A 26,613-nucleotide genomic window follows, 5' to 3' on the forward strand; every position below is an offset into this window, starting at 1 on the left:
AGGTGGCCGGCAGGACGCCGCGCCTCGTCCACCCAGTGAGGGAGCCCGCGTGTCCACGAAGAAACCGACCACCGCGTCCGGCGGCGACAGCGCCGGGGAGGCCGCCGGGTCCGATGCCGGCGGGTTCAGCGCCGAGGAGCGCGCCGCGATGCAGGAACGCGCCGCCGAGGTGCGCGCCGAGGGGAAGAAGGGCGCCAAGAAGGCCGACGGGATGCAGGCGGTGCTGGACCGGATCGCCCAGATGGCCCCGGCGGACCGGGCGCTCGCCGAGCGCGTGCACCTGACGGTGGTCACGGCGGCTCCGCAGCTGTCCCCGAAGACCTGGTACGGGATGCCCGCGTACGCGAACGAGGACGGCAAGATCGTCGTCTTCTTCCAGGACGCCGGCAAGTTCAACTACCGGTACTCGACCCTGGGCTTCCAGGAGGCGGCGCACCTCGACGACGGTGACCTCTGGCCGGTGTCGTACGCGCTGCGGACCTGGAGCCCCACGGTGGAGAAGCGGGTCCGGGAACTGGTGACGGCGGCGATCTCCTGACCCGTGCCGGGGCGGCCCTCCGTCGGCCCGCCCCGGCACGGCGGCACCGGCGGGTGTCATCGCCACGCCGGCGGGTACCCGGCGAGGATGACGCCGACCAGCAGAGCCCTGATCGCCGGCGCGGCGGGTGCGTCCGCCCTCAACGCCGTCACCTACCTCGACATGGCGATCCGGGCCCGACCGGCCAGCAGCGCCGCCGAGGACAGCGCCGGCCGGCTGGCCGAACTGGCCCACGTCGACCTCGGTGACCAGCGGACCGCCCCGAACCGGCGGTCCGGGCTCGGGCCGCTGCTCGGCTACGTCACCTCGGTGGCCGCCGCCGCCGGCTACGCCGCGGCGGGCGGTCGTCGGCTGCCCACCGTCGGGTCCGTCCTGGCGCTGACCGGCCTGGCGATGATCGGGTCCAACGGCCCGCTGACCGTCCTGCGGGTCACCGATCCACGCACCTGGTCGGCCACCGACTGGATCACCGACCTGGTCCCGCACCTGGCGTACGGCGCGGTCACCGCCGTCACCCTGCGCGCCCTGCGCTGAGCCACGCGACCGCCTCGCGCCGCGCCACGCGGCCGCCGTGCGCCGAGGCGCACGACACGGCGACGGCGACTGGGTCCGACGGTGGAAACCTCGGGTGACATCGGCGCGTTTTGCGGGGGGATGCCCGGGTAGGGGAAGAACACCCGTTCCCCGCTCCGCAAAGAGGTGCCACCCAGATGGAATCCCGCAAGCCGACCGAGGTCGTCAAGGACGTGGTGGACGCCGCGGCCGAGAAGGTGTCCCACCTGATGACCCCCGAGGTGCCCGGCGCGCCGGGCAGCGCCCCGCCGACCGTCGAGGAGCCCACCACCCCGCACGGTCCGCTGCCGCCCAGGAAGGAGCAGGGCGCACCGCAGACCCGTACCCCGACCGGCGCGGCCACCGGCGCGCCGACCGGCGCCAACGGCCAGCAGGGCGAGTTCCTGACCACCTCGCAGGGGGCCAGGCTGCGCGACACCGACCACTCCCTGAAGGCCGGCTCGCGCGGCCCGACGCTGCTCCAGGACCACCACTTCCGCGAGAAGATCACCCACTTCGACCACGAGCGCATCCCCGAGCGGGTGGTGCACGCCCGGGGCGCGGGCGCGCACGGCGTCTTCACCGGGTACGGCGCCGAGGAGGTCACCCGGGCCGGCTTCCTGCGCAAGGGCAAGGAGACCCCGGTCTTCGTCCGGTTCTCCACCGTCCTGGGGTCCCGGGGCTCGGCCGACACCGTCCGGGACACCCGGGGGTTCGCCACCAAGTTCTACACCGACGAGGGCACCTTCGACCTGGTCGGCAACAACATGCCGGTCTTCTTCATCCAGGACGCGATCAAGTTCCCCGACATCATCCACGCCGGCAAGCCGCACCCGGACCGGGAGATCCCGCAGGCGCAGAGCGCGCACGACACCTTCTGGGACTTCGTCTCGCTGCACACCGAGGCGCAGCACCACACCATGTGGAACATGTCCGACCGGGGCATCCCGCGCTCCTACCGGACGATGGAGGGTTTCGGGGTGCACACCTTCCGCCTGGTCGACGAGGCCGGGGCGACGGTGCTGGCGAAGTTCCACTGGAAGCCGAAGCTGGGCGTGCACTCCCTGGACTGGGAGGAGGCGCAACTGCTCAGCGGCATCGACCCCGACTTCCACCGCCGTGACCTCTACGACGCCATCGAGGCGGGCGCGTACCCGGAGTGGGAACTCGGCCTCCAGGTCTTCCCGGACACCCCGGAGGAGACCTTCGCCGGCATCGACCTGCTCGACCCCACCAAGATCGTCCCCGAGGAGCTGGCACCGGTGCAGCCGGTCGGGCGGTTGGTGCTCAACCGGACGCCGACGAACTTCTTCGCCGAGACCGAGCAGGTCGCCTTCCACCTCGGCCACCTGGTCCCCGGCATCGACGTCACCAACGACCCGCTGCTGCAGGGGCGGCTCTTCTCGTACGTCGACACGCAGCTCACCCGGTTGGGCGGGCCCAACTTCTCGCAGCTCCCGATCAACCGGCCGCACGCGCCGGTCAACGACATGCTCCGCGACGGATTCCACCAGCACGCCGTGCACGCCGGGGTGGCGCCCTACCGACCGAACTCCCTCGACGGGGGCAACCCGTTCCCGGCCGGGGACGCCGAGAACGCGTTCGTCGACGTGCCGGTCACGGTGGCCGAGGCCCCCAAGGTCCGGGCCAACCCGGCCTCCTTCGACGACCACTTCAGCCAGACCCGGCTGTTCTGGCGGAGCATGTCGCCGGTGGAGCGGGAGCACATCATCCGGGCCTACACCTTCGAGCTGGGCAAGTGCTACCACCAGGCGATCCGGGAACGGCAGTTGCAGTGCCTGGCCAACATCGACCCGGTGCTCTGCGCGGAGGTGGCCACCGGCCTGGGCCTGCCGACGCCTGCGCCGACCGTGCCGCTCGCCGACGTCACGCCCAGCCCGGCCCTGTCCCAGCTCGGCCGCACCTGGCCGGCCGACGGCCGGACGGTCGGCATCGTGGTCGATGCGGACACCGACCCCGACGGCGTCGAGCAGGTACGCCGGGAGGTGTCCGCCGCCGGCATGGTGCCGCTGGTGATCGCCGCGCACGGCGGCACGGTGGGCGGCCTGACGGTGCAGCGGACCTTCGCCACCGGCCGGTCGGTCGAGTTGGACGCGCTGTTGCTGGCCGGGGCACCCGCGCCGGCCCCCGACGCGTTGCCGGCGCGGGACGCCAAGGCGGGCGCGGCGGACGCCACCGTGGTGGACCCCCGGGTGCTGCTGCTGGTGCAGGAGTGTTGGCGGCACGCCAAGGTGATCGGCGGCTGGGGCGCGGGCGTACGGGTGCTGGAGCTGGCCGGGGTGGCCGGCGCTCCCGGCGTGGTGACCGGGGACTCCGGGGCCGGGGTGCTCGCCGACGCGCAGCGCCTGATGGCCGCGCACCGGGTCTGGGAGCGGTTCCCCGCCTCGGTCTCCTGACCGCAGGCTCGTCGACGGGGGTGTCCGCACCGGACGCCCCCGTCGATGTCTGCGCGCCTCCCCGCCGGCCGGAGGATGCGTCGGTGACCGGGGTTGCCGGTGGCCCGTACCGTCGGTGCGGTGGCCACCGAGGCGGACATCTCCACCCGCGGTTTCCTGATCACGATCTTCGGCGTCGCCGCGCTGCTCTGCTGCGGCGTGCCGGCCAGCGGCTTCTACCTCTACCGCAAGGACAGCAGGGACGAGCCCGCCATGCGCGCGGCCGGCGACGCCTACCTGTCCGCCGTGGTCCGGCGTGACTTCGGCGGCGCGTACGACCTGTTGTGCGCGGCGGACCGGCGGCGGCAGTCGCGGGCGGCCTGGGTGGACCGCGCGACGCCCGGGTCCGGGCCGACCGGGTTCCGGATCACCGACGTGACCATCGAGCGTCCGAGCGAGACGCCGACCCTGCGTACGGTGGTCGCCGAGGTCGACTACCCGGACCGGGCGCCCCGGACGGTGCACCTGTCCGTCGCGCGGCAGGACGGCGTCTGGAAGGTGTGCAGCCCCGAGGTGCCGTGACCCCCCGCTTCCGGCGACGACAGCGCGCCACGTTCCCGCCCCTCCGGCCCCGGCCGCGCGGACCGGCCGGGTCGCCCGTCACGTGTTGACGCGATATGTCAGACGAATTACGTTGGCAATCGTCGATGCATTTTGGCCCGTAGCCTGCACCCCGGCGAGGAGCGTGCACATGTTCAGACGAAAAGTCGCCCTGCTGTCCCCCGTACTGCTGGCGGCGACCCTCGGGACGGCGGTGGTCACCGGCACGGTGGTGCTCGGCACCGCCCCGCCCGCGCAGGCGTTGGAGAACGGCCTGGCCCGGACCCCGCAGATGGGCTGGAACGACTGGAACTCGTTCGGGTGCAACATCAACGAGACGCTCATCCGGCAGACCGCCGACACCCTGGTCTCCAGCGGCATGGCGGCGGCCGGCTACGAGTACGTCAACATCGACGACTGCTGGTCGACCAGGCAGCGCAACGCCAGCGGCGACCTGGTCGCCGACCCGGCGAAGTTCCCCAGCGGCATGAAGGCGCTCGCCGACTACGTCCACGGCAAGGGTCTCAAGCTGGGCATCTACTCCTCGGCCGGGACCACCACCTGTGCCGGTTACCCGGCCAGCATCAACTACGAGCAACGCGACGCCAACCTCTGGGCGTCCTGGGGCGTCGACTACCTCAAGTACGACAACTGCGGCGACCACCTCGGTCGCAGCGGGCAGCAGCGCTACACCGCGATGCGGGACGCGCTGGCGGCCACCGGCCGCAACATCCTCTACAGCCTGTGCAACTGGGGCCAGGACAGCGTCTGGACCTGGGGCGCGGCGGTGGGCAACTCCTGGCGCAACACCGGTGACATCGGTGGCAACTGGAACTCCATCATGGGCATCCTCGACCAGCAGGTCGGCAAGGAGTCGTACGCCCGCCCCGGCGCCTGGAACGACCCGGACATGCTGGAGGTCGGCAACGGCCCCACCGAGACCGAGTCGCGGGCCCACTTCAGCCTCTGGGCGCTGCTGAACGCCCCGCTGCTGGCCGGCAACGACCTGCGCACCATGTCGGCGGCCACCCGGACGATCCTGACCAACACCGAGGTCATCGCGGTCAACCAGGACTGGGGCGGCCGGCAGGGCTACAAGATCAGCGACAGCGGGGACCTGGAGGTCTGGCGCAAGCCGATGTCCTCCGGCGGGGTGGCCACGGTGCTGCTCAACCGGGGCGGCGGCACGGCCACGGTCTCCACCACGGCCAGCGCGCTCGGCCTCGGCAGCGCGTCGTCCTACGCGGTGCGGGACCTGTGGGCGCACAGCAACTCGACGTCGACCGGCACGATCAGCGCCTCGGTGCCGGCGCACGGCGCGGCGATGTTCCTGGTCACCGGCGGTGGCACGCCCCCGACCACCACCCCGCCCCCGACGACGCCGCCCCCGACCACCCCACCGCCGACCACCCCCCCACCGACGACGCCCCCGCCGGGCACGACCTCGGCCGTGCGCAGCGTCTCCGCCGGCCGGTGCCTGGACGTCAACGGCGCGGCGCAGACCAACGGCGCGACCGCCATCGTCTGGGACTGTCACGGCCAGACCAACCAGTCGTGGACGTCGACCAGCAGCCAGGAGCTGCGGGTCTATGGCACGAAGTGTCTGGACGTCAACAACGCCGGCACCGCCAACGGCACCTCCGTGATCATCTGGGACTGCAACGGCCAGTCCAACCAGAAGTGGCGCTTCAACGCCGACGGCACCGTCACCGCGGTCGGCTCGGGCCGCTGCCTGGACCTGGTGGGCAACGGCACCGCCAACGGCACGCGTACCCAGATCTGGGACTGCAACGGTGCCGCCAGCCAACGGTGGAGCCGCAGCTGACCCGTCCCGCCCGACGACCGGCACAGCGGGTCTCGGCGACGCGCCGCTGCGGGCACGACCCGCGCGGCGCGTCGCCGCTGCGGTCCGGGTCGGCACCGGAGGTGGGGCCGGGCCCGCCGACCCGACCAGCGGCGTCACCCGCGTCCGGCGATCTCCACCGTGGTGCGGGCGAGCGTCCTGCCCGTCCCGTCCAGAACGGTCAGCCGGACGTGCTGATCGGCGACGTCGACGGCGGTGGCGGCGACCAGGAACTGCTGGGCGTGGACGTCCGCCCGGACACCCGGTGACGACCCGACCAGGACCGTCCGCGCATCCTGAAGGGGCTGGTAGCCCACCAGGCCACCCAGGATCTCGCTGACCGCGTACTCCGGGCCGCCGCCGCTGACGCCGACCGCCGCCGCGGAACGACCGGCGACGAGACTCTCCACGTAGTAACCCGACGATCCCGTCCAGAGCCGCAGCGTACGACCGTTGTCCAGGGTGACCGTGGCGGCATCGACATAGCCGGAGGGTGGCTGCCAGACACCGGAGGGCTCGGACGGCAGGTCCGGAGCGACGCCGATGACCGCCGCGATCATCAGGGACACCGCCGCGAGCCCGACGGGACTGCGCAGTGACGAACGGGGCGGGGCGACGGTCACGGGTGGGTTCCGCCGACCGCCGACGCCGGTGCGGTGAAGGTGTCGCGCAGCGCCGGGTCCAGCGACCGGCCGGTGGTCGGGGTGAGGAACAACTCGGCGAGCAGGAGGTCGGCGAAGTGGGTGGGGTTGATCCCGGCCTCCCGGCCCGCGAGACCGTGCAGCAGACCGCCGCAGCGCAGCGAGGCCCGGACGGCTGCGGCGGGCAGACGACCGACCCGACGGGGGCGGCCGACCGCCTCGGCGATACGGGTCATCATCTCCACCCAGCTCAGGTTCTCGTCGGCGACCGGGATGTCGCCGCCACGCGCCTGTTCGAGCGCGTCGGCCGCGATGTCGGCCACGCTGTGCGCCGAGACGGTGGCGGTCCCGCCGGCGGGGACGACCAGGGGTGCCCGGGACCGTGCCCACCGGTCCAGCGGACCGGCCCAGTTGGGCAGCCGGTCGCCGACCCGACCGAAGACGAACGGCAACTCCAGCACGGCGACCGGCAGATCCGGACCGGCGGCGGCCCGTCCCTCCCGGGCCTGTTCCCACCGACACCGGATGTACGAGTGGCGGGCGGCGAGACCCCACTGGGGATGCGACCGGTCGAAGTGGGTGTAGTAGGAGCCCATGACGACCCCCCGGGTGAGCCCCTCCTGGCGGGCGGCGGTGAACAGGCGCACCACCGGCTCGACGAGTTCCCGGCGCAGAAGCGGGTGGGCCGGCCGGCGCAACACCCGCTGCTCGTCCGCCCGGGTGGCGAGGACGACCCCGTCGTGGCCGGCGAGCAACGGCCGGAGGTCGTCGATCGCGGCGGACTCCAGATCGAGCAGGTGGTCGACGCCCGGCTGGGCGGTACGGGCCACCGTGGTCACCGGGTGGCCCCGCCCGCGCAGCACCCCGACCACATGGGTGCCGATCAGGCCGCTGCCGCCCACCACAAGAATTCTCACGTCCCATCGTCCACTCCGGACGGGGCAGCTTGTCAAGCCGGCGCTGCCGCAGGGCGCTGTCAGGTACCGGCGTCGAACGGCACGTACCGGTCACCGAGGACATGTCGGAGGCCGTACAGCAGGATGCTCGCCACGATCGACGCCGCCCCGTCTGTCGACGGCGGCACCCCCGCCGGCCGTGCCGCCGCCTGCGCCGACGACGGCGGGGGCACGGCGACCGTCGAGATGAGCAACCGCCCCAGCAGTACACGGGCAGCGCGGACCATGAACGTCTCCCCTGTTCCGGGTGGTCAGTACCGGTAGTAGTGCGCGTCCTTGCGGCCACCGGAGGCGGTCGTGCCCTCGGCGGCGATGCCGATCCCGGTGACGCCGTTGTAGACCGTCTCGTACTTCCGGTTCGGGCCGATCACCGCGAAGGTGTCGGTGCTGGTGTTGAAGTGCCCGACGACCGAGATCAGGGTGGTCTCGCTGCCGGTCGGCACCGGCCCCCACCAGCAGTCGGCACCCGGGTCGAGGACCGGGCCCAGGGGCAGAGCTGCACCCACCCGGCACGGATGGTGGAGGCCGAGGCGGGCGTCGTCGGCGCCACGACCGACGCGACGGCCGCCGCCGGCACCCGCCGAAACTCGAAACGCTTCGATGTCCTGCCAGGCAGGGTAGGTCGCCCCAGTGGACAGGTAGTGGATCCCCGGTTCAGTACGCCCCGGGGAGCGTCCGACGGGCACCGGCGGGCCAGAGGACCGAGATCGGGATGCCCCGACGCCGGGCCCGGTCGATGGTCCGGTCCGTCGACGCCGCGTGGCAGCCCGGCTCGCCGTCCCAGACCGCCACGAGCCGCTGCACCCGTCGGACCAGTTCCCGGTTGGCGGCGACGAAGGCGGCGGTGCCCGACCGGTCGTGACCGGTGTGCACGACCGCCACCGCCCGGTCGAGCAACTCGTCGAAGCTCGCCCGCTGCCCCGGGGCGATGACCGCCTCCCGGTAGTCCCGGGCCGGCAGGATCACCTCGTACGTGCCGCCCAGGTCCAGGACCGTACGCGCGAAGATCTGATCCGTGCCACCGGCCAGGCAGGTGACGCCACGCACCGGTTGGTCGCCGATGCGGTGCAGCTCGGCACGGAGCGCGGCGGCGACGAGCACCTCGGTGTCGTGGGTCAGGTGGATGTGCCCGGTCACGCCGATACGTTCCAGCACGGCATCAGTTGACATCCGCCGGTCCTCTCCGCGGTGCGGGCACCCCGGTCACCAGCCGGATCAGCTCGAAGCCGCTGTCGGACAGCACCTCGGGCAGCGCCCGGATCTCCTCGCGGTTGCGTTCCTGGACCTCGGCGGGGAGTTCGTCCCACGGTCGCAGGACGGGATGCCGCTGCTGGAGGTCGTCGCGGGACTCGCCGTACGTCCAGCCCTCCCCCCGCCGTTCCCGGCACCACCGTTCGTGCTCGAGCCGGGCGAGCACCTCGATCCGGTCGTCGATGGCCTCCCCGGCGGAGACGTCACCGGTGCCGCCACGCCGAGGCGCGACCACGCACCCGAGGTTCAGCAGCTTGGCGGCGATGTCCTGGACGTGGGCCCGGTTGGCCCGCCGCAGCGACTCGGGCAGTCGCGACCAGTCGACCATCGCCGGAGTGTCGCCGAGACGCAGCCCGGCTCGTTGCTGCGCGTCGAGGTAGCGCTCGTGGATCAGGCGGGCCAGCCGCTCGGTGAGGTCGTCGCCGATCAGCCGGGCGTCACAGGCGCGGGTCAGCACCGGATACAGGCGGAGCTTGCCGTGCACCTCGTCGAGCAGGTCATGGCGGGAGTCACCGTGGAAGGCCGCGGCCAACGCCGCCTGCCGGTAGACCGGCACGAACACGCAGCTCTCGACGCCCTGCCAGAGACCGGGCGAGTCCAGCACGAACTGCAAGCCGCTGATCTCCTCCGGTGCACAGACGTAGATCCGATCGTAACGGCCGGAGCCGAGCCGGCCGAGCGCGACGCCGTCGAGGTCCCCGTCGTACGCGGTCAGCTCACAGACGGTGCCCATGAACGGGTAGCGGGACGTCACGACCTCCAGTTCCGCGCTGGCGTCGGGGGCCACGAGGTCCACCCGCAGCGGTGGGAGGACGACACCGGCAGGTGCCTGCGCCCGGCACGCCCGCCAGTGCCGGGCGGTCTCGGTCAGCAGGGCGCGGCGGAAGCCGCCGGTGCCGGCGATGAGCAGCCGGGTGGGTCGGTCGGCCACGCCGGCCAGGGGATGGTGCCGGTACAGCGCGCGGGCGGCGACGTCGTCGACGTGGAAGTAGTCCAGCCGCAGCCGGCTGGAGCCGGCCGCGCCGAGCCGCCGCGCCTGTAGGGACAGGCACATCTCGGAGTCGTTGACCAGTACGTAGACCCGTGGTGGTTGCCGTCCACCCCGGACGAGCCGGCTGGCGGTGTTGGCGATGGCGTGGTTGCGGTCGTCGTCCTCGGCACAGGCGTAGATGGTGTGCGCCCGGGGCAGACCGGCGCCGCGCAGCACCTCCGCGCTGGTCGGATCACCGATGACGCCGAGATACCGGCGGCGGCGGTACTCCAACGGGCCGAACGGGGTGGAACGCACCACGATCACCCGTTCTCCGTCGGCGAAGAGCCGATCGGCGAGCATGTGGGCGAACTGGGAATCACCGCAGACGAGGACATGGTCATGGGCTCGTCGGGCACGCAGGCGGCGGCTCTCGGCGGCCAGCAGCAACCGGCTGGCCTCGGCCACGGCGAGGAGGGTGAACAACGGGGCGGCGAACCGGGCGACCTGCAACTGCCACGGATAGGGGCCGGGGTTCTGGAACGGTTCGGCACCGAACACGAAGAGCTGCAGATCGTAGTAGAGCACGTCGAACCGGTCGTGTACGGTCTCCGGCCGGGTCCGCAGCAGGCTCTCGAAGCCGACGTAACCGAGAATCAGCGCAGCCACGCCGATGACACCGAACAGCCCTCGCAGCCACCAGCCAGCCCGGCGGGGCGAGCCGACGACCGGGTCCGTCATGGGGCCCATGGTATTTGACGAGGTCGATCAGAAGCCGTCGCGAAGCGCCGCCCATGGGCCGGTCACAGGAAGTCGTCGGGCCTGGTTGCGGGCAGGGTGGCCAGCAGCTGACCGGCCAGCCGGCGGGTGCTGTCGTCCTCCCCCCGGCGGGTGAGCCGCACGAGCAACTCCCGGGTCCGTGGGTCCCGCCAGTGATGCCGGGTCAACGCGAGCAGCACGGTCCGGCGGATCTCCCAGTCGTCGTCGTCCACCAGGCGCAGCAGCAGTTCCGGCACCTCCACCCGGCCGGCCAGGCTCGCACCCAGCTGTTCGGCCGCCCGACGCCGGACCTCGAGGGACGGGTCGTCGCGGACGAGACCGACCAGCAGCACCTGCACCTCGGGGTCGGCGCCGAAGTGCTCGCCGAGCGCGGCGGCCACCCGGGCGCGGATCGCCGGATCCGGGTCCGCCAGACGACGCATGAGCCGCAGCGTCACCGCCATGGACGTCGGGCTCTGCCCGGTCAGGCAGCACACCGCCGCGTCGAACACGGCCGGGTCGGTGTCCAGGTCGATGCACTCCAACAGCACGTCGGTCACCGCGTCGGAGCCGCCGTACCGACCGAGCATCTGCACGGCGGCCAGCCGGATGCCGCCGTAGCTGTCCCGCCGCGCCCGCCGGCACAGCGTCTCCAGCAGGCCGTCGGAGCCGTCGTGCCGGGCGAGCGGCTCGGCCGCCGCGCGCAGCACCGTCGGATCGGGGTCCCTGTTGACCTGTTCGGCCAGGCACTCCCGCACCGCCGGCTCGGGCGGGTCGGCGAGGCCGGCCAGGCTCCGGGTGACCCGCAACCGGACGAGCGCGTCCCGCTCCTCGGAGGCCCGGCCGATCAGCAGGGTACGGGTGGCGAGGCCGATCGGCAGCCGCCCGGTGAGCAGGTCGACGGCGGCCAGTCGGACACTCGCCGTCGGGTCGCGGCGGGCGCTTTCCAGCAGCAGTTCCCCGGTGCGGTGGTCCGGGTACGCGTCGACCAGGGCACGCACCGCCGCCAGGCGTACCGTCGCGTCCTCGTCCTCCCGGGCCGCCTTCGCCACCACGGTCCGCCCGGTCTCCTCGGCCCGGTCCCGGTCAATCAGCGCGGTCACGGCGGCAGCCCGCACGGACGGCTCCTCGTCCTGTCCGATCAGTTCGACCAGCCGGGACCGGCACCGCCCCTCCGGATCAGGTCCGGAGGCCAGCAGCCGCACCGCCGCCGTGCGCAGTCGCGCGGAGCTGTCCGAGCCGACCAGCTTCAGCAGCAGGTCCATGTCGTCCGGGCCCGGTGGACCCGGCAGCAGGGTGGTCAACAGACAGCGCCGTACCTCGTCCGGGGCATCCCCGTCCACCCGCAGCAGCGCGCGGGCGCGGGCTGCTGCGGCCTGTTCGGGCAGGGCCAGCAGGCCCTCCAGCGCCCGCTGCGCCACCCCCGGGTCGGGGTCGGTGTCGAGCAGTCGCCGGAGCGCCCCGGCGGCGTCCGGCACCTCGGTCAGGCGCGCGGTGAGCACTCCGACGGCGGCCCGGCGGACCGTGGCGGCGGGGTCCATGGTGGCCCGGACCACCATCTGGCGGACGTCGTCGGACAGTCCGGTGCGACCGCCGAGGGATTGTACGGCCAGCGCGCGTACCGCGAGGTCGGCGGAGTCGACGAGTTCACGCAGCACGTCCGGCAGGTCGGGGTCGGCACCGAAGTGGGTGACCAGGGCCCGCACCGCGGCCTGGCGCACCGCGGTGGAGACCTCGGCCCGGGCATGGGCGAGCAGGAGGTCCCGGTACCGGCGGCGACCGGTGGAGTCCATCCGGGCGGCGGCGGCCTCGGCGAGCCCGGCGACCAGGGTGAGGTGGGCGTGCCGCTCGGTGCCCTGACCCAGCTCCACGAGGAGGAGGTCCTCCAGCCGTTCGTCGGCGGTGGAGAGCGCGGCGGCGATCCGGGTGGCGAACGCGGAGCCGGTGCGCCAACTGGTACGAATCCCACGGCGGCGGTACCAGTGCAGGAAGGTCGTCCGGCCGGGCCAGTCCGGCCCCAGCGCCCGGATCGAGGAGAGCAGCTCCTGCTCGGTGAGCTCCACCAGCTGGGGATCGTCGGCGGAGATGCCGTGTTCGACCAGCAGCACGACCTGGCGCAGCACGGCCTCACCCGCCTCGGCCAGGTCCGCAGGTTGCGGGGCCTCCGCCACACACTGCGCCGCGAGCACCAGGTTCCAGGGCGGACCGGCCAGGTTCAGCGGTGGCCAGGGTCGGGTTCCCTCGGTGGCGAGCCGGACGATCAGGTCGTTGGCGGTCGGGACGGGCAGTGCGCCGGCCACCAGTCGGAGCACCTCCCGCCAGGACGGGTCGGCCCAGTGGTCGCGGAACAGCGAACGCAACCGGTCGGGGCCCCAGGAGCCCGGATCGTGCTCGATTCCGTCCACGATCTCCTCGGCGCAGAAGAACTCCAGGAACGCCCGGTGCACGAACCCGAACAGCCGCAGCCCGTAGCGCTCCAGGATGAAACTCCGCTGGCGCAATTTGTCGATCATCGATTGGGCCATGGCCAGTGCCCGCTCGTTGCCGAAACTGTAGAACGTGACGAGGTGGTCCCGGAAGATGAGTGCCAGCTCGTCGGATTCAATACAGTTCCCGGCCAGCCCCGACTCCCGGAACTGCATCCGGAATGCCAGTTGGCGCAGCAGCCGGTGCTTTGCTCTCAGATCCAGCGCCGACACCTCGCCGTGGCTTTCCCGCAGTTGCTTGGTGACGTCCCACTCGGAGATCAGGACGTCGGTGACGTGTGCGTACAGTCGTCGTCGGTTGCGGGGCAGCGGGTGGCCCCGGCCGACGATGGCCATGAGTATCAGCAGCAGCGGGTTGCCGGCGATCTCGTGCATCGCCCGGGAGTTGCGCACCACGTCGAGAAGCTGTCGCCGTTGCCGTTCCGCCTCCGCCTCGGTGGGCATGACGTAGCGGTACCAGTTGCCGAGGAAGCGGGCGATCTGCTCGTCGTCGAGATCCTCGATCGTGAAGTGGTCGAAACCGGCGTTGGCGAAGGTCTGCCGCAGGTATCCCGCCGCCCGTGAGGTGACCACCGTCAGCACCCCCGGGTACTCGTTGGTGAAGGTGGCGATCTGCGCGGCCACCTCCTCCCGGTGCGCCGAGTCGACCACCTCGTCGAGGCCGTCGAACAGGAACAGCGCCCGGCCGCCCCGGCGCAGATACGACTCCAGCACCTTCTGGTCGAGTCCGGGCAGGCCCATCTGCTGGCTGTGGCCCACGTAGTCCAGCAGGCCGTCGCACCGCCCGTCCCCCCGGTGCGTGGCGTACGACCGCAGTTCGATCAGCACGGGCAGGTGGCCGTCCAGCGCCGCCAACCGGGGCTCGGCGCAGACCCCGGCCAGCACCAGCGCCAGGTAGCGGGCGACCGCCGACTTTCCGGATCCGGGGTCGCCGAGCAGCACGGTCATCCGCCGGGCGGGATCGCACACCACGTCGAACAGCAACAGCGCGTCCTTGGCCGCGTACTCCTCCCGCAGCCGCTCCACCTCCTCGGGGTCCACCACCCCGGGCAGCCCCGCGTCGTCGGCGTCCGGGGTGGCCCCGGCCGGGCGCCACCAGGCCAGTGGCATCTCCGGGCGGGCTTCCTCGTGCACGCGGGGCTCCACGAACACCTTCGGCAGCCCGACGGTCAGGTATCCGATGGTGGGGCGGGGTGAGACGGCATCGACCGGGACCGTCTCGTACATCAGGGCCAGGTTCCGGTGGTAGCGGGCCCGCATCTCCGCTGGGAGGTGGGTGCCCGGATCGGCCGGCCCGCGGACCGGGGACCGCCCGCTGAGCACGTCGGTCAGTGCCGCCATCACCTTGGCGGTCAGGTCGTCCACACTGGAGAAGAAGTCGCACAGGTGGTGCTCCTTGAGTTCCCGGCGCAGTTCGAGGATCCGGTCGCCGTCGGCACCCCGGTCCATCATGTCGCCCGGCCAGCGCGCGTCTTCGGCGAGCAGGAAGACCAGACACGGCTTTCCGGCCGCGAGCGCGGCGCGGTACTCCAGCTCGGTGATGGACGACGTCTGGCCGGGCGGCCGGAATCCGTACCGCCAGGCGAAGAGGCCCAGGTAGAGGTCACAGTCCCGGACGTCGCTCAAACAGCGCTCCAGCGGCGGCTTGACGTCGGCGCCGTACGCCTCCATGGCGACGTCCTCGATCTTCAGCCGACGGGCCACCGCGTGTACGGCCAAGCGGTATTTCAGCAGGTCCTTTTGGGTGGCCGAAATGTAGACCTTCATGAACGGCAAACTCCAGGGGGAGACTGGTGACCGTTGCTTTGAAAGTACCAGCCGTCGTCACCTGCTCATGTTCGACGGACACTCGACGCGTGTTACTGCGCGTGGGATTCCCGCGGAGGGGGCCTATGATGTCGACAGCACGGATTCAGGTCCGAGCGGGCCGAATCTCGTTTTCCCGAGATCTCCTTTCGTCCGGCCCGCATCTGGGTCGGCACGGATCACGGCGGCGCACGTCAATCACCAGGGACGCATTCCGCGAGCCGGCGCGGACGGATGCGGTGATGCGGAGGAAGTCATGCTCGCACTCGGTGAGGTGCACACCAACCTGCTGCAGCACAGCACCGCGCTGGCCCAGGAGCAGAGTTCCGAGGTGCTGCACCTGGTCGAGGGCGAGGCGGTGCTGACCTCCCGCCGCCCGTCGCTCTACGCGGTCTCCCCCGACGTCCGCACCGGGGTGGACTGTTGGCTGCCCAGCGCCCGACGCCGTCAGCTACGCGGGGTCGGTGCGGTGGTCACTAGGGCGATCGTCACCGGCGGTCGGATCGTGCAGGCGTCCTCGGTCATCCGGGTGACGGGCGGCCAACGACGCCGGCCATGGTCGCACTACCTGGCCAACCCGGGCGTCCTGGAGACGGTCGGCAAACTGGACGCCGTAGATCTGACCGCGGGATTCCTGCGCGGCGACGACGCGGACGTGCTGAACCTGGAGGCGATCACCGGCCGGGTCCTCGACGATGTGCAGACATCCGACCTGCTGGACCGGCGTCCGCCGCTGCGCGCGGCGCGTACCCGGCTGCGCTGGGCCGCGCAGGTCTCGCCGCGGCCGGAAAGGGCGGTCTCGGCGGTGGTCACCGTGGACTCCCCCACGCTGCGTACGGTCGAGCTGGTGCTGGATCCCCAGGACATGCCGGACGCCGTGGCCGGCCTCTGCGAGGACCTCGCCCTGCACGACTGGCTGTTGACCACGCTGTCGTCCCTCGTGGAGGCCGCCGTCGCCCGCTCGGCCTCCGGTCAGGAACACATCGAGCGGCTGCGGCCGGTGCTGGAGCACCTGCTTCACCTGTGGCTGCCCGGAGCCCGGGTCAGCCCCCGGCTGCGGCCGATCTGGGACCGGCTCGAACAGGTGCCGGGGTTCAGCCGGCAGTGGAACTCATCGGTCACCTGGATCCGGGACCAGATCGCCGTGGCCAACCTGACCCTGCTGCGTGACCTGGCCGGCCAGCCGTGCAGCAGCGCCATGACCGCTCACCCGCCGATGAACACGTAACTCAACCGGTCGACCAGTTCGCCGGGCAACCGCAGGCCCTCGCCGCCCGCCCTGCTGGTGATCTGCTGCGCGATCGCCGGGGGCACCGCCACCTGGCCGAGAATCGTCCGCACCGCCATCTCCACCGGCAGGTACTGGGTGTCCATCAGCGTCAGCGTGCGGTACGCGCAGAACGGCGCGGCAACCGGATTCAGCTGGACGACCGCCGGTAGCGCATCCCACGAGTCGGGCAGCTCGCCGGTGAGCCGGTGCGGCTGCATCAGCGTCTCGCCGCGATGACGCAACACACCCAGCCGGGCCATCTGCCATACCGAGGCGAGCAGAGCGCACGCCCACACCCGGCTGCCCGGCTCACCGGACCACAGCTCGACGTCGACGAAGATGGAGTGCCGGGGATCACCGGACTGCACCGGTGGGGACCACGGCCGGGGCAGCGTCATCGCCGGCGCGTCGACATGACCGGGTGAGCGCATGCCGTTCGACAGCCACCCCGACTCGCTCAACGGGGGGCGGCTACCGGTGGTGTTCCGGGGCGGCTCCACCACCAGGGCGTCGACGACCATCTGGGCCACCTCGACGCCGTCGTGGCGGGCGAAGCTGGACTCCCGGGCGACGTAGTCGAGCACCAGCCCCTGCGCCGCCGCCGCGCTCTGCACCTGCTCGATCACCTCGCGAGGGCTGCCGAACCGGTGGAAGTAGTCGTCCACCATGAAGCAGGTGCTGATCCGGGGCTGGCGGCCCGCCGTCAGCCCCCGGTTCGCCAGCACCGGGATCATCGCCGACCACTCGGCGATCCGTGCGAACCTGTCCCGCAGCTCCTGACATCCCGCGCCGAAGTCCTCGGCGTAGAAGTGCCCCAACTCCACCGACAGGTGCGCGTACGCCACGCTCTCCGTACGACCCACCGCAGCTGCCTCCTGGAACCTGACGTCCACGTCGATCACGCGGTTTCCCATGCGATCTCGTCGAAGAGCTTCGCGGTCAGCTCCACGAAGGCGTCCACCGTCCTCACATTCGCGATCTTGGTCTGCACGTCGTGATCCGAGATGAGCTGTTCCCGCCACTGCAACAGCGGGTCCAGCGGCACCGAGCCGAGCTGGGTGGTACGGCCGACACCCTTACGCCGAGCCAGCTCCAACAGCTCGTCGTCGCACTTGAGCAGGAATGCCTGTTGGGCGAGGTCGAGATGGCCGACCTCGGGGCCGCGGGCGTCGATCAGCGCGGTGCGGACGAACCGCAGCGACTCCCGCAGCCGTTCCGGCTCATGGCCGTACTCCTCGCCGATGGCCAGAATCCCGCCCGCCTCGAAGGCCAGGTCAGCCGCCGCCGTGACGTGTTGCGGGGTCCACCGATGGAAGACCAACCAGCGGGCGGTGACCTTGCCCAGGGACGGGGTGGCGGTCGCGGCCAGGGCGATGTGACTGGCGTACGACCGGCCGGCGCTGAGGTCCACCAGGGTCAGGTCGAACTCCTCCTCCAGGCGGAGGAAGAGCTCGGCGCAGCGCCTGGCGATGTCGCTGGTGAAGCCGAACTCGCTGCCGTTGCGCTGACCGGGCAGGAGCACCAGGGACCCCGAGCCGACGGGCCGCTGGCGCAGGCTGGCCCGCTCGGAACTGCCCCAGACGTCCAACCGCTCGGGCGAGGGAATCTCCCCACGCAGGTACCGGTGCAGGCCGCCGCGGCTGGGCCCCGAGCCCTCCACCCCGTTGACGGCCTGCGGGATCTGGAACGTGATCCCCGCCGTCGGCGAGCCGAAGTCGTAGTCCAGGTAGCAGGTCGACTTGCCGGACAGGGCGCTGCGGTAGGCGATGTTCGCCGCGGTCACCGAACGACCGGTGCCACCCTTGTGTGACGTGACGAAGACCAGCATCAGATTCCCTCGCTGGCCTTCTGCTGACCGGTGGTGACGTCGTTGAGCTTCAACAACACCGTGTTCGCCAGGGCGGCCGCCGTGCCCGGACGCTCGTCCACCAGCAGTTGGGCGCGGCGCAGGCTGGCCCGGATGCTGCGCATGCTGCGTTGCATCGCCACACCGGAGAACGTGCCGCGCATCAGCTCCCGGTCGAACAGGTATTCGGCCTCGTCGACGAGATCCTGGGCGTACGCCGCGAGCCCGCCGGCCCGGGGGAAGGGCCGTTCCGAGAGCAGCTGACTGGCGTTGACCATCGCGTGCACCGCCCGCTCGGTCAGGTACCAGGAGGGTGCCTCGGGCATCGGCGCCAGCCCCGGGAACGCACCGCCGGCATGGTCCCACAACCCCCGGTGCCTACCGTCCGGGATGCGCCGCAGCAGCAGGTGGTCCCACACCTCGTCCGCCAACTCGAGCAGTTCGCTGCGCCGGCGGGCGTTGTTCAGCAGGCCGGCGACGGTTACCGCCCGCTGGAGCAGCACCGTGGAGAACTCGTTCACGTTCCACGTCATGATCGGCTTCGACGTCTCGTCGTTGAGGATCACCTGTTTGCCGGGCGCGTGCACGAGCAGAGCCGGCTCGCCGGGTGACGCGCGCCGGGTGATGCGCGCCCGCTGCGCCAACTCCACCAGCACCGAGGCGATCCGGCCGAGTTCCTCGTCGCCGCCGCGCCCCACGGCGAGCAGGCCCTTGACCGCCAGCGACGTCGTCTGCAGGGTGTAGTAGTCGGTCCGGTCACCGTCGGTCGTCCGCCACGGGATGTCCTCGATGGGCCAGCGTCGCCGGTTGCCGAAGGTCGCCACCGTCGCCCAGTAGGTCCGGGTCAGCTCCCAGCGCAGTTGCAGCGCCCGAGACAGTCGCTGCTGTTCCTCGTTGAGCAGGCCGAGCAGGCGGGTGCGTTCGGAGTTCAGGTCCTCGATGGCGTCCATCGCGATGACCGTGAAGTAGAGGTAGGGGGCGTTCTCCGCGGACCCGGGGCGCTGCGGGCCGATCGGTTCGGTGGTCGAGACCTCCTCGGTCCCGGCGATGATTCCCCAGGACCAGCCGCATTCGAAGAGCATCTCGCCGTTGTCGAGGTCCTCGGTCACCCGACCCGACCCGAGGAGCACGCTGCGCAGGCTGGCCATCGTGTCCCGCAACTGATCGCGTAGCGCGTCAACGACTTCCCGGCGCGGTAACTCGTCCTGGTTGACCATGTCGCACAGCCGGCGGCCGTACTGGTCGGTGGAGGTGAAGACGAAGGTGCTGAAGCTGCGGAGCAGACCGACCATGGCCGCGGTCAGCCGTACGTTGGCCATCGCCTCCAACTCGTCCAACTGGACGAGCAGATCACGCCGCTGGGTGGCCTTCCGGTAGACCTTGACGAAGCCGATCGTCGCCAACGTGAGCGTGACGGACACCGCGAACGAGTCGACGATGTCCAGCGAGCGCTCCTCCTCGGTGAGCGGTGGGCCGCCCTCCGTCGGGGTGAGGTAGCTGCCACCGGCGAAGATCGGCGTGCCGGCCTCGTCGGTGTAGCGGCGGAAATAGTCGACCATCACGCCGACCAGCTGACGGGGAATCTTGACCGCGTCGCCGAGCGAACCGAGTGCCTCGATCACCTCGCTGTCGACCCGGTTCGGATCGTCGAGCGACAGCTCGGCAACCTTGGCCGCGGGGAGCAGCAGGGTCAGCAACTGCTCCGCGTCACTGATCGAGTTGCTGCCGCTCCGGCCGCCCCAGCGCCATTCACCATTGTCCCAACAACTGCGCACCGTGGCCCGCCAGATGTCGAGGATCTCCTGGCGCGGCTGTATCCGCATGATCCACCGCCGTCTGTTGTAGTCGCCGACTCAGAACCGCTGTTGTTGCCGTGCGCGCAAAGATCCACGATGACCGACAATGAGGTGCACCGTCATGGTAGCGGGCCGGCCGAGCACCGTCCGAAGCGCTTTGTCTGCGAGGTGTCGGCAAGCCGACCATCAGGCTCGGGCCGGCTTGCACAACGGGCCGCCGACGGCGCCGTCCAGGCTCGGGCGTTTCCGCTATCCGCGGGTACGGCCCGTGGTCAGCAACATACTCGCGTACCCGTCGCGCAACGGCGGTCGGGGCCGTTCTTCGTGGACCTCCACGTCGTAGGCACCGGCGGCGATACCGGCGACCACCTCGGCGCGCGCGAGAGCCACGGCCGGGAACGAATGTTCGCCGACACGGTACCCGGCGGAGCCGAGCATGACTGCCACGGCAAAGGGCGAGCCGGGCCGCAGCGCCCGGAGGAACCGGGCGATGGCATGGGCGGACTCCGCCCGGTCGGCCGATATGGAGCACGCCACGAAGAACATCGTGCCGGCGTCCCAGGCGTGCCTCGGCAGGTCGAAGACGCTGGTCTGCGACACTCGGGCCACCCGCGCCAGACGCCGCCGCGGATCGGTCAGGGCAGCGTACGCCGGATGCTCAGCACACACCTGCCAGTACGGATCCCACATCGGGTCGTAGGAGTCGACCTGCTGACGCAGCCAACACACATTCGCTGCCGACCATTCACACAGATCGACGGTGTGGGCGAACGGCAGGAGCGACAGCGTCGGATAGAGATTCGCTCCCGACCCCACGTCGACGCAGCGCGCCTCGGAGAGTTTCGCCCCGGCGAAGAAGTCCCTGGTCCGGCGGAGAAACTCCCGATCATCGGCCCGCAGGTCCGCATAGTTGTGTCGGACATATGTCTGCGGGTCGAACCCGTCCCACTGGACCTCGGCATTGACCGGACCCGGTGTCTGAAATGGCATGGGCGACGTCGACGACTCGCCACCACCAGCCGCCGGGGTCAACGCCATGGCTGCGCCTCCATCGATGTCGGCGGGTCACCTTCGGTGGGCTCGCGGGCGCGCTCGGTGCACCGCCCATTGTGTATCGGAAGTGCTGCCGACCCGCAAGTGGCACTCCCTCACCACCGACGGCAACGACCACCCCGACGATGACCGCTCGATGTGTCACGAGCGGACGCGTCGCCGATGTGCGGTGTCGAGAATCCTGCACATCCTCGGACATCGGTTGTTCGTACCACCGGCCGGCGACCGCGTCCCCCACCACCCGATCTCCACGAGTGGGGCAGTCCCGTCAGGATTCCTCTCCGCCGCCGACCTGTCGCTGCGCCCGTCCGCCGGCTTCATCCGCGACCTTGCCCATCATCGATCTGGCCCGGCCGAGAGCGCCGGCACCGAAGCGGCTGGCAGCACCGATACCCCCCGCCCCGGTCTCCAGCACCTTGTCCTTGACCTCCGCGCCGGTGTCGAGGACCTTGTCACGCACTCCGGTCCCCGATTCGAGGACCTTGTCACGCACCTCCACAGCCGCGTCCCGCCAGCGTCTCGGACTCCATGACCGATGATCACGGTCGATGCCGAGCCGTCCGTGGAATTCGACGACGGCGGTCCCGACGTGGTTGGTCGAATGCACGACGGAGCGAGAGGTGGTCGGGTTGAGCAACACCTTCGCGTTAGCCGTACCGGCAGCCGCGTCCATCCGGGCCAGTAGGCGCTCGGTGCTGCGGGAAATGAGATCGAGGCGATTGCGTCGGGCGACCCTGATGGCGACCCGGTGTTCCTCCAGATCCTGCGGAGACGCATCCAGCACCCGGTCGAGTTCGAGCACGGCGACCGCGTCCTGGAGTTGGAAGCAGCGGGCCAGCACAGCGAGCCACTCCTGAACCTTGATCTCGGCTTCCCTGGACGTCCTGGCCAGGTCACCAACCTTGGTCTGGGTCTCCAGCTTCTCGGCGATGGCATCGAGCTGCCGCAGCGCGTACGCCTGGGTCCGGGCCAACGGCACCGGCGTGGCCTGCACCTTCGACCAGGTGACCTCGGAAACCCTGCCCACCTGCTCGCGGATAGTCAGCGCCTCGTCGATGACGAGTTCCACCCCGATCATGTCCGCCACCACCGCATCGGTCTGGGCGCGGAGCACTGCGTCGACCTTGGCGTCGATCACGGCGAGGTACTCGGTGATCTCGTCCATGGCCTGTTGCATCGCGAGTTGCGTCATCAGTCCGGCGGCACCGGTCAGGATCGCCGGATTGGTCAGCAGTGTGCCCGGGTTCTTGTGCACTATCTCCAACAGGCCGGTGATCTTGCCATGGTCGGTCAGCACGGCGCGGCTCACGCCGTCCCCCGAACCCTTCATCAGGTTGTATTTCTTCATCGCCTGCGCCGATCCCGCAGTCAACTGGACCCAGCGACCGGAGTGTTCCACGATCTCGGAGCCGCCCTTGGCGATCGCCGCTCCGGTACGCAGGGTGGGGCTGAGCCGTTTGAGCCCGAGGTCTTTCGACGGCAGCCGCTCTGTCGTGAGGAAACGATCGACAGCCGTCGGATGCCCGATGACCGCCAGGCCATCGCCGTCACTGATCAGCTGGATCTCGTTTTCCAACGTCTGCTCCTCGCGGCCCTGGCACGAATTCGCCTCACGCTACCGGCGACGTCGCCGTCCTCACCATGGGCCGCTCGTCCCAATGATCTCGGGGTGGGTGGATGCGGTGCAGTAGGTGGAACCGGTGGCCGGGCGGCTCATTCCGTTCGTGGCCTCGTGAACGATCCGGTGAACAGCGCATTGACCGGGAACAGCGGGAACACGGTCGGCGGTTTCACCCGGCGGCGTCGGTCGCAGGTTACGACTCCCTACCCGAGACTCAGGTCGTGCCGTTCCAGTGCGTTCTGGATGATCCCGAGCGCCTTCGGTCCCAGGCCGTGCAGCTTGGCCAACTCGGCGCGCGGCACTCCCACGAGGTCACGCAGCGTCGGATAGCCGGCGTCACGCAGGGCCCGAGAGGCGGGCGCACCGATCTTCGGCAGGGTGTCGAGGGCGGCGCTCACAGCACTGATCGTAAGCACACCCGGGCAGCGGCGCGGTCCCGCGTACCCCGGGCCTCATCCGCCGCGGGCGATCTGGTCGATCAGCATCCTGAGCAGCTCGTCGCCGGTCACCTGCCACTTCTCGGCGGTGAGGTGTCCGCTGTTCTCCATCACGGAGATGCCCTGCAGGCTCGTCACCAGCAACGCGCCGGCCGGTCCGGCCCGCCGCCGGTCGCCGACGACGTCGGCGACGATGGCGAGGAACCGATCGTGGACGCGGGACACGGCGGCGACCGCGTCCGGGTGCGCCTCCGTCGGCGCGGAGAACCTGGATCGACGGCTCACGCGCGGCACGCAAGACCAACAGCGCCCACCGCCTCGCCGATGCCGCCCTCACCGCTGGCAGAGCCACCAGGCACCAGGTGCATCGGGCACGCGGCGGGCACGGCTGGCTGAACGCCTAGGCTGAAGCCCGTGGAAGGCATCGAAGCTGGGGCCGTGTTCCTGTGTGGCGCGCTGAGTTGCCTATTCGTCTGCCTCATGCTGTGCGCCGTCGCTGCGACATGGGCCACTCGGCCCGAAGGTAGGCGCTGACCCTACAGCTCGACCTCTACGTCCCGAAGGGGCAATCAAGCGCTCGACGGCTGGGGGCGAGGTGCCAAGCTGCTGGAACGGGTCCACCGGCGTCCGTCTGGGGCATGGTGAGGCCTCGGTCTGAACTGTGCGGACCTCGACCTCGACGGTGGAGAGCTGACCAACGGCCAGCAACTGCAACGCGTACGCGGGCAACTCCTGCGCCGCGACACCAAGACCCCGACGTCCGACGCCACCCTGCCCCTGCCCGACAGTTGCGTGGCCGCCCTCAGACTGCGCAAGCACCCACGCGACGAGTCCGCGCAGCCGCCGGTAAGGCGTGGCACCACAGCGACCTCGTGTTCACCACCCGCTACGGCGCCCCCGTCGAGCCACGCAACTTCCCACGCTCCTGGCAGACGGGGTGCCAGAGAGCCACCGTCAGGCCGGTCACCATCCACGATGCTCGGCGGACCTGCGCCACCCTCCTGGCCGACCTCGACCCGCATCGACGGGTCGCCATGCGGGTCCTCCGGCACGGCCGCTTCGCGGTGACGATGGAGACCTGCACCCAGGTCTCGTCCACCGCGATCCGGGACGCCCTCAAGCGCCTCGGCGAATCGCTCACCCATGGCCGGGCTGCCGTACTTCGCTGCGGTACGACAGCAGAAAGGCCACCTCCCGAACCCGGGAAGCGGCCTCTGACCTGCGGAACTGAGAGTGGGCGATGCTGGTATCGAACCAGCGACCTCTTCGGTGTGAACGAAGCGCTCTCCCACTGAGCTAATCGCCCTCAGCGCTGTTGACTCTACCCGATCGTGCGGCGGAGCCAAAAACCCGGGGGGCCGGTCAGTTCGTGGCAAGGTAGCGCAGCAGTTGGGCGACCAGGTCGATGCCGAGGCTGTACTTGAGCGAGAGCCAGAGCACCACGGCGACGAAGACCAGGCCGACGGAGCCGAGCAGGAACCGCACCGCGAGGGACCGGGTGGTGGCCCACCGGGTCCAGGCGTGGACGTGTCGGCGGGTGAAGCCGAGCAGCCGGCGGGCCCAGTGGAACTCGACGGCCCAGATGGCGAGCCCGGCGATGACGATCAGCCAGCCGGGGCCGGGCAGCGGGATGAGGGCGATGCCGACGGTCACCACGAGCGCCCCGGCGACGGCGATGAAGATCTTGAGGGCGACCCGGCCGGTGGGGTTGGCCCGGATCAGGTCGAGGGTGGTGCGCAGCCGCCACCGCCAACCGGTGGGCCGGGCGGCCAGGACGGTACGGCCCGACCGGCCCGCACCACCTCGGGCGCGCCCGTTGGTGGCCGGCCGGGGCCGACCCCGGGCGGCGCGGGCGGCGCCTGCGGCGCGGCCGGCGTCGGAGGTCGTCCGACCGTCTCGGTCCGATGGCTTGATCGGCACCCTGTCACCCCGCCTTTTGGCTGCTCGGGCCCCTACTTTCGGTGACTCGGCCGCACTCACCGCATCCATTGAGGAACGCTTCGTGGCCATTTCACCCCCCAGTGTCGTCCTGGCCCGTCACTTGCGCAGACCACTGGACGTTACCGGAGTAAGTCGACGACTGAACCACCCGTCTTCGGACGGGCTCCCGACTGGGCAGAACCGGAAATCCTACAAGAATTCTCACATTCTCGCGGCGATTCGGACCCCCTTCCCACCACTGGGTGAAGTCAGCGTATGGCGGAGCGTAGCCAGCAGTAGCACCTGAGTATGGGAAAAGCGGGACACGCGCGTTCCGCAGCGGTGCCGGGGGGAGAACGTCCATGAGTGTCATCCGACCGACGACCGTAGAGGTCGAGACGTCGCTAAGGCTCGTCGCGCCTGACGCCACCGCCTTGCCGGTGCGTGCCAGCCTGCGTTACGACCCTGCTGACCCGTACGCGGTCCATGTCCTGTTCCACGCCGAATCGGCCGGTGGCGAGGCGGTGAGCTGGTCCTTCGCCCGCGAACTGCTGGTCACCGGCCTCGACGAACCGGCCGGCATCGGCGACGTGCGGGTCTGGCCCTGGGCCACCCCGCGCGGCGACTTCGTCGCACTGGCCCTGTCGTCGCCCGACGGCAACGCCCTGTTCGAGGTCCCGCGCAGCGTGCTGGTGCGCTTCCTGCGCCGGACCTACGTCGTCGTCCCGCGCGGCCGGGAGGCCGAGCACCTGGACGTCGACACGGCGGTGACCCGGCTACTCGCCGGTCGCTGACCAGCCTGCACCGGAGCCGCGCGGATCTGCCGAGTCCGCGCGGTTCCGGCCGTCACCACCGGGTCCGACCCATGCCGACCGCCCACCCGCCGGTACGCCGCCCGGCCGTCCCCCCGTCGGCCACGCGGGACCGGCCACCCCACCGCCGGGCACGCGGGACCCGGCCGTCCCCGTCGGCCACGCGGGACCCGGCCACCCCACCCGTCGGTACGCAGAACGACAGTCGGGTACGCCGGTCAGCCGTGCGTGGTGATGCCGCCGTCGACCGGGATCACCGCGCCGGTCAGGTAGGCCCCGGCCCGCGACGACAGGTAGATCGCCGCGCCGGCCATGTCCTCCGGCCGGCCGATCCGGCCGAGCGGCACCTGCTGCGCGATCGCCGCCCGGGACGTCGGGTCGCCCAGGGCGAAGGCCATCATCTTGCTCTCGAACGGGCCGGGGGCGATTGCGTTGACCGTGATCCGCTCGGCGGCGAGTTGGTGGGCGAGGCTGCGGGTCAGCATGTGCACCGCCGCCTTCGTCGCGGAGTACGCGTACACCTCCATCGTCGGCACCCGGAGGCCGTCGATCGAGCCGATGTTGATCACGCGGGCCGGATCGTCGTCGCTGGCCGCGGCGCGTAGCACCGGCAGCAGTGCGGTGGTGAGCCGGAACACCGCCTTCACGTTGACCGCCCACAGCTTGTCGAACGCCGCACCCGGGTACGACTCCAGCGGCGCACCCCAGGTCGCGCCCGCGTTGTTGACCAGCACGTCGAGCCGGTCGTACCGCTCACGGACGGCGGCGGCGAGGGCCTCGGCACCCGCGTCGTCACTCAGGTCGGCGGGAATCGCCTCGCAGCGCCCCTCGGCGGACAGCTCCTTGGCCACCGCCGCGCACACGTCGGCCTTGCGGGACGAGATGATCACGGTGGCCCCGGCCCGGACGAAGCCCCGGGCGATCATCAACCCGATCCCCCGGGAGCCCCCGGTGACCAGGACCGTCTTGCCGTCGACCGAGAACAGATCCGTCATGAGCACCTCATCGCACGTCGCGGTCCTTACCGATCGGTAACGTAGCCCGGCCCCGCCGACCGGAC

Annotated in this window: 23 protein-coding genes and 1 tRNA gene; 7 read left to right on the top strand and 17 right to left on the bottom strand. The window is 71.1% G+C overall.

Annotated features, from left to right (window positions below; all coding sequences use genetic code 11):
* The first annotated feature begins 49 nt into the window (after nt 1-49).
* The 5 genes from GA0070216_RS26705 (at nt 50) to GA0070216_RS26725 (ending at nt 5,911) form a co-directional block, all read left to right on the top strand.
* A complete protein-coding gene (locus GA0070216_RS26705) occupies nt 50-538 on the top strand; it encodes an iron chaperone (RefSeq protein WP_245722751.1) in 489 nt (162 codons plus the stop codon).
* A gap of 87 nt (nt 539-625) precedes the next feature.
* A complete protein-coding gene (locus GA0070216_RS26710; RefSeq protein WP_091251791.1) occupies nt 626-1,072 on the top strand; it encodes a hypothetical protein in 447 nt (148 codons plus the stop codon).
* 176 nt (nt 1,073-1,248) lie between these two features.
* Nucleotides 1,249-3,507, top strand: coding sequence for a catalase (locus GA0070216_RS26715; protein ID WP_091251794.1), 2,259 nt, complete (start codon nt 1,249-1,251; stop codon nt 3,505-3,507).
* A 120-nt stretch (nt 3,508-3,627) separates the two neighbouring features.
* Nucleotides 3,628-4,068, top strand: a complete 441-nt coding sequence (locus tag GA0070216_RS26720; protein ID WP_141723212.1) for an Rv0361 family membrane protein — start codon at nt 3,628-3,630, stop codon at nt 4,066-4,068.
* Between the two features lie 169 nt (nt 4,069-4,237).
* On the top strand, nt 4,238-5,911 hold the full coding sequence (locus GA0070216_RS26725; protein WP_091251820.1) for a lectin: 1,674 nt from the start codon (nt 4,238-4,240) through the stop codon (nt 5,909-5,911).
* 134 nt (nt 5,912-6,045) lie between these two features.
* On the opposite strand, the gene GA0070216_RS26730 is transcribed toward GA0070216_RS26725, so the two are convergent.
* The 7 genes from GA0070216_RS26730 to GA0070216_RS26760 all read right to left on the bottom strand — a co-directional run bounded on the left by GA0070216_RS26730 (nt 6,046) and on the right by GA0070216_RS26760 (nt 14,759).
* The gene (locus GA0070216_RS26730; protein ID WP_091251822.1) at nt 6,046-6,552 is read right to left on the bottom strand and encodes a hypothetical protein; all 507 of its coding nucleotides are present in this window, start codon (nt 6,550-6,552) and stop codon (nt 6,046-6,048) included.
* A complete protein-coding gene (locus tag GA0070216_RS26735; RefSeq protein WP_091251825.1) occupies nt 6,549-7,487 on the bottom strand; it encodes an NAD-dependent epimerase/dehydratase family protein in 939 nt (312 codons plus the stop codon). The genes GA0070216_RS26730 and GA0070216_RS26735 overlap by 4 nt, the downstream gene beginning before the upstream one ends.
* 59 nt (nt 7,488-7,546) lie before the next feature.
* On the bottom strand, nt 7,547-7,753 hold the full coding sequence (locus GA0070216_RS26740) for a hypothetical protein (RefSeq protein ID WP_091251827.1): 207 nt from the start codon (nt 7,751-7,753) through the stop codon (nt 7,547-7,549).
* A gap of 24 nt (nt 7,754-7,777) precedes the next feature.
* Nucleotides 7,778-8,032, bottom strand: coding sequence for a hypothetical protein (locus tag GA0070216_RS26745; protein WP_091251829.1), 255 nt, complete (start codon nt 8,030-8,032; stop codon nt 7,778-7,780).
* Between the two features lie 148 nt (nt 8,033-8,180).
* Nucleotides 8,181-8,696: a hypothetical protein gene (locus GA0070216_RS26750; protein WP_091251830.1), complete on the bottom strand. Its 516-nt coding sequence runs from the start codon at nt 8,694-8,696 to the stop codon at nt 8,181-8,183.
* On the bottom strand, nt 8,686-10,488 hold the full coding sequence (locus tag GA0070216_RS26755; RefSeq protein WP_176739144.1) for a RyR domain-containing protein: 1,803 nt from the start codon (nt 10,486-10,488) through the stop codon (nt 8,686-8,688). Before GA0070216_RS26755 ends, GA0070216_RS26750 begins: the two co-directional genes overlap by 11 nt.
* 62 nt (nt 10,489-10,550) lie before the next feature.
* Nucleotides 10,551-14,759, bottom strand: coding sequence for a HEAT repeat domain-containing protein (locus tag GA0070216_RS26760; protein ID WP_091251834.1), 4,209 nt, complete (start codon nt 14,757-14,759; stop codon nt 10,551-10,553).
* 295 nt (nt 14,760-15,054) lie between these two features.
* Here GA0070216_RS26760 and GA0070216_RS26765 point away from each other — a divergent pair, with 295 nt between their 5' ends.
* On the top strand, nt 15,055-16,026 hold the full coding sequence (locus tag GA0070216_RS26765) for an SCO2521 family protein (protein WP_091251836.1): 972 nt from the start codon (nt 15,055-15,057) through the stop codon (nt 16,024-16,026).
* Here the strand turns inward: GA0070216_RS26765 and GA0070216_RS26770 are convergent.
* The 9 genes from GA0070216_RS26770 to GA0070216_RS26815 all read right to left on the bottom strand — a co-directional run bounded on the left by GA0070216_RS26770 (nt 16,005) and on the right by GA0070216_RS26815 (nt 24,810).
* Nucleotides 16,005-16,982: an SCO2522 family protein gene (locus GA0070216_RS26770; RefSeq protein ID WP_245722752.1), complete on the bottom strand. Its 978-nt coding sequence runs from the start codon at nt 16,980-16,982 to the stop codon at nt 16,005-16,007. The two genes, GA0070216_RS26765 and GA0070216_RS26770, sit on opposite strands and share 22 nt — an antisense overlap.
* Nucleotides 16,967-17,896 carry an SCO2523 family variant P-loop protein gene (locus tag GA0070216_RS26775; RefSeq protein WP_091251839.1) on the bottom strand — a complete coding sequence of 310 codons (930 nt, stop codon included), beginning with the start codon at nt 17,894-17,896 and terminating at the stop codon, nt 16,967-16,969. The genes GA0070216_RS26770 and GA0070216_RS26775 overlap by 16 nt, the downstream gene beginning before the upstream one ends.
* A complete protein-coding gene (locus GA0070216_RS26780; RefSeq protein WP_091251841.1) occupies nt 17,896-19,737 on the bottom strand; it encodes an SCO2524 family protein in 1,842 nt (613 codons plus the stop codon). The genes GA0070216_RS26775 and GA0070216_RS26780 overlap by 1 nt, the downstream gene beginning before the upstream one ends.
* A gap of 222 nt (nt 19,738-19,959) precedes the next feature.
* Nucleotides 19,960-20,748, bottom strand: coding sequence for an SCO2525 family SAM-dependent methyltransferase (locus tag GA0070216_RS26785; RefSeq protein ID WP_218108284.1), 789 nt, complete (start codon nt 20,746-20,748; stop codon nt 19,960-19,962).
* Nucleotides 20,749-21,031: 283 nt separating this feature from the next.
* Complete coding sequence (locus GA0070216_RS26790; protein ID WP_091251843.1) at nt 21,032-22,339, bottom strand: hypothetical protein; 1,308 nt, start codon at nt 22,337-22,339, stop codon at nt 21,032-21,034.
* 248 nt (nt 22,340-22,587) lie between these two features.
* A complete protein-coding gene (locus GA0070216_RS26795; RefSeq protein WP_091251845.1) occupies nt 22,588-22,782 on the bottom strand; it encodes a helix-hairpin-helix domain-containing protein in 195 nt (64 codons plus the stop codon).
* A gap of 54 nt (nt 22,783-22,836) precedes the next feature.
* A complete protein-coding gene (locus GA0070216_RS26800; protein WP_091251847.1) occupies nt 22,837-23,106 on the bottom strand; it encodes a hypothetical protein in 270 nt (89 codons plus the stop codon).
* Between the two features lie 949 nt (nt 23,107-24,055).
* Nucleotides 24,056-24,127, bottom strand: a tRNA-Val gene (locus GA0070216_RS26810).
* Nucleotides 24,128-24,183: 56 nt separating this feature from the next.
* The gene (locus tag GA0070216_RS26815; RefSeq protein ID WP_245722753.1) at nt 24,184-24,810 is read right to left on the bottom strand and encodes a TIGR02611 family protein; all 627 of its coding nucleotides are present in this window, start codon (nt 24,808-24,810) and stop codon (nt 24,184-24,186) included.
* 293 nt (nt 24,811-25,103) lie between these two features.
* Between GA0070216_RS26815 and GA0070216_RS26820 the strand changes: the two genes are divergently transcribed.
* On the top strand, nt 25,104-25,535 hold the full coding sequence (locus GA0070216_RS26820) for an SsgA family sporulation/cell division regulator (protein WP_053653619.1): 432 nt from the start codon (nt 25,104-25,106) through the stop codon (nt 25,533-25,535).
* 236 nt (nt 25,536-25,771) lie between these two features.
* Here the strand turns inward: GA0070216_RS26820 and GA0070216_RS26825 are convergent, their stop codons facing one another.
* On the bottom strand, nt 25,772-26,548 hold the full coding sequence (locus GA0070216_RS26825; protein WP_091251850.1) for a glucose 1-dehydrogenase: 777 nt from the start codon (nt 26,546-26,548) through the stop codon (nt 25,772-25,774).
* Nucleotides 26,549-26,613: the final 65 nt, after the last annotated feature.

The organism is Micromonospora matsumotoense, assembly GCF_900091525.1.
In the GTDB taxonomy this organism is placed as follows: Bacteria; Actinomycetota; Actinomycetes; order Mycobacteriales; family Micromonosporaceae; genus Micromonospora; species Micromonospora matsumotoensis.

Bases quoted from the DNA above. Each gene is read 5' to 3' on its own strand.
- GA0070216_RS26710 (WP_091251791.1), top strand. From the start codon at position 626: ATGACGCCGACCAGCAGAGCCCTGATCGCCGGCGCGGCGGGTGCGTCC.
- GA0070216_RS26715 (WP_091251794.1), top strand. From the start codon at position 1,249: ATGGAATCCCGCAAGCCGACCGAGGTCGTCAAGGACGTGGTGGACGCC.
- GA0070216_RS26725 (WP_091251820.1), top strand. From the start codon at position 4,238: ATGTTCAGACGAAAAGTCGCCCTGCTGTCCCCCGTACTGCTGGCGGCG.
- GA0070216_RS26740 (WP_091251827.1), bottom strand. From the start codon at position 7,753: ATGGTCCGCGCTGCCCGTGTACTGCTGGGGCGGTTGCTCATCTCGACG.
- GA0070216_RS26750 (WP_091251830.1), bottom strand. From the start codon at position 8,696: ATGTCAACTGATGCCGTGCTGGAACGTATCGGCGTGACCGGGCACATC.
- GA0070216_RS26755 (WP_176739144.1), bottom strand. From the start codon at position 10,488: ATGACGGACCCGGTCGTCGGCTCGCCCCGCCGGGCTGGCTGGTGGCTG.
- GA0070216_RS26760 (WP_091251834.1), bottom strand. From the start codon at position 14,759: ATGAAGGTCTACATTTCGGCCACCCAAAAGGACCTGCTGAAATACCGC.
- GA0070216_RS26765 (WP_091251836.1), top strand. From the start codon at position 15,055: ATGCTCGCACTCGGTGAGGTGCACACCAACCTGCTGCAGCACAGCACC.
- GA0070216_RS26770 (WP_245722752.1), bottom strand. From the start codon at position 16,982: ATGGGAAACCGCGTGATCGACGTGGACGTCAGGTTCCAGGAGGCAGCT.
- GA0070216_RS26775 (WP_091251839.1), bottom strand. From the start codon at position 17,896: ATGCTGGTCTTCGTCACGTCACACAAGGGTGGCACCGGTCGTTCGGTG.
- GA0070216_RS26780 (WP_091251841.1), bottom strand. From the start codon at position 19,737: ATGCGGATACAGCCGCGCCAGGAGATCCTCGACATCTGGCGGGCCACG.
- GA0070216_RS26785 (WP_218108284.1), bottom strand. From the start codon at position 20,748: ATGGCGTTGACCCCGGCGGCTGGTGGTGGCGAGTCGTCGACGTCGCCC.
- GA0070216_RS26815 (WP_245722753.1), bottom strand. From the start codon at position 24,810: ATGGATGCGGTGAGTGCGGCCGAGTCACCGAAAGTAGGGGCCCGAGCA.
- GA0070216_RS26820 (WP_053653619.1), top strand. From the start codon at position 25,104: ATGAGTGTCATCCGACCGACGACCGTAGAGGTCGAGACGTCGCTAAGG.
- GA0070216_RS26825 (WP_091251850.1), bottom strand. From the start codon at position 26,548: ATGACGGATCTGTTCTCGGTCGACGGCAAGACGGTCCTGGTCACCGGG.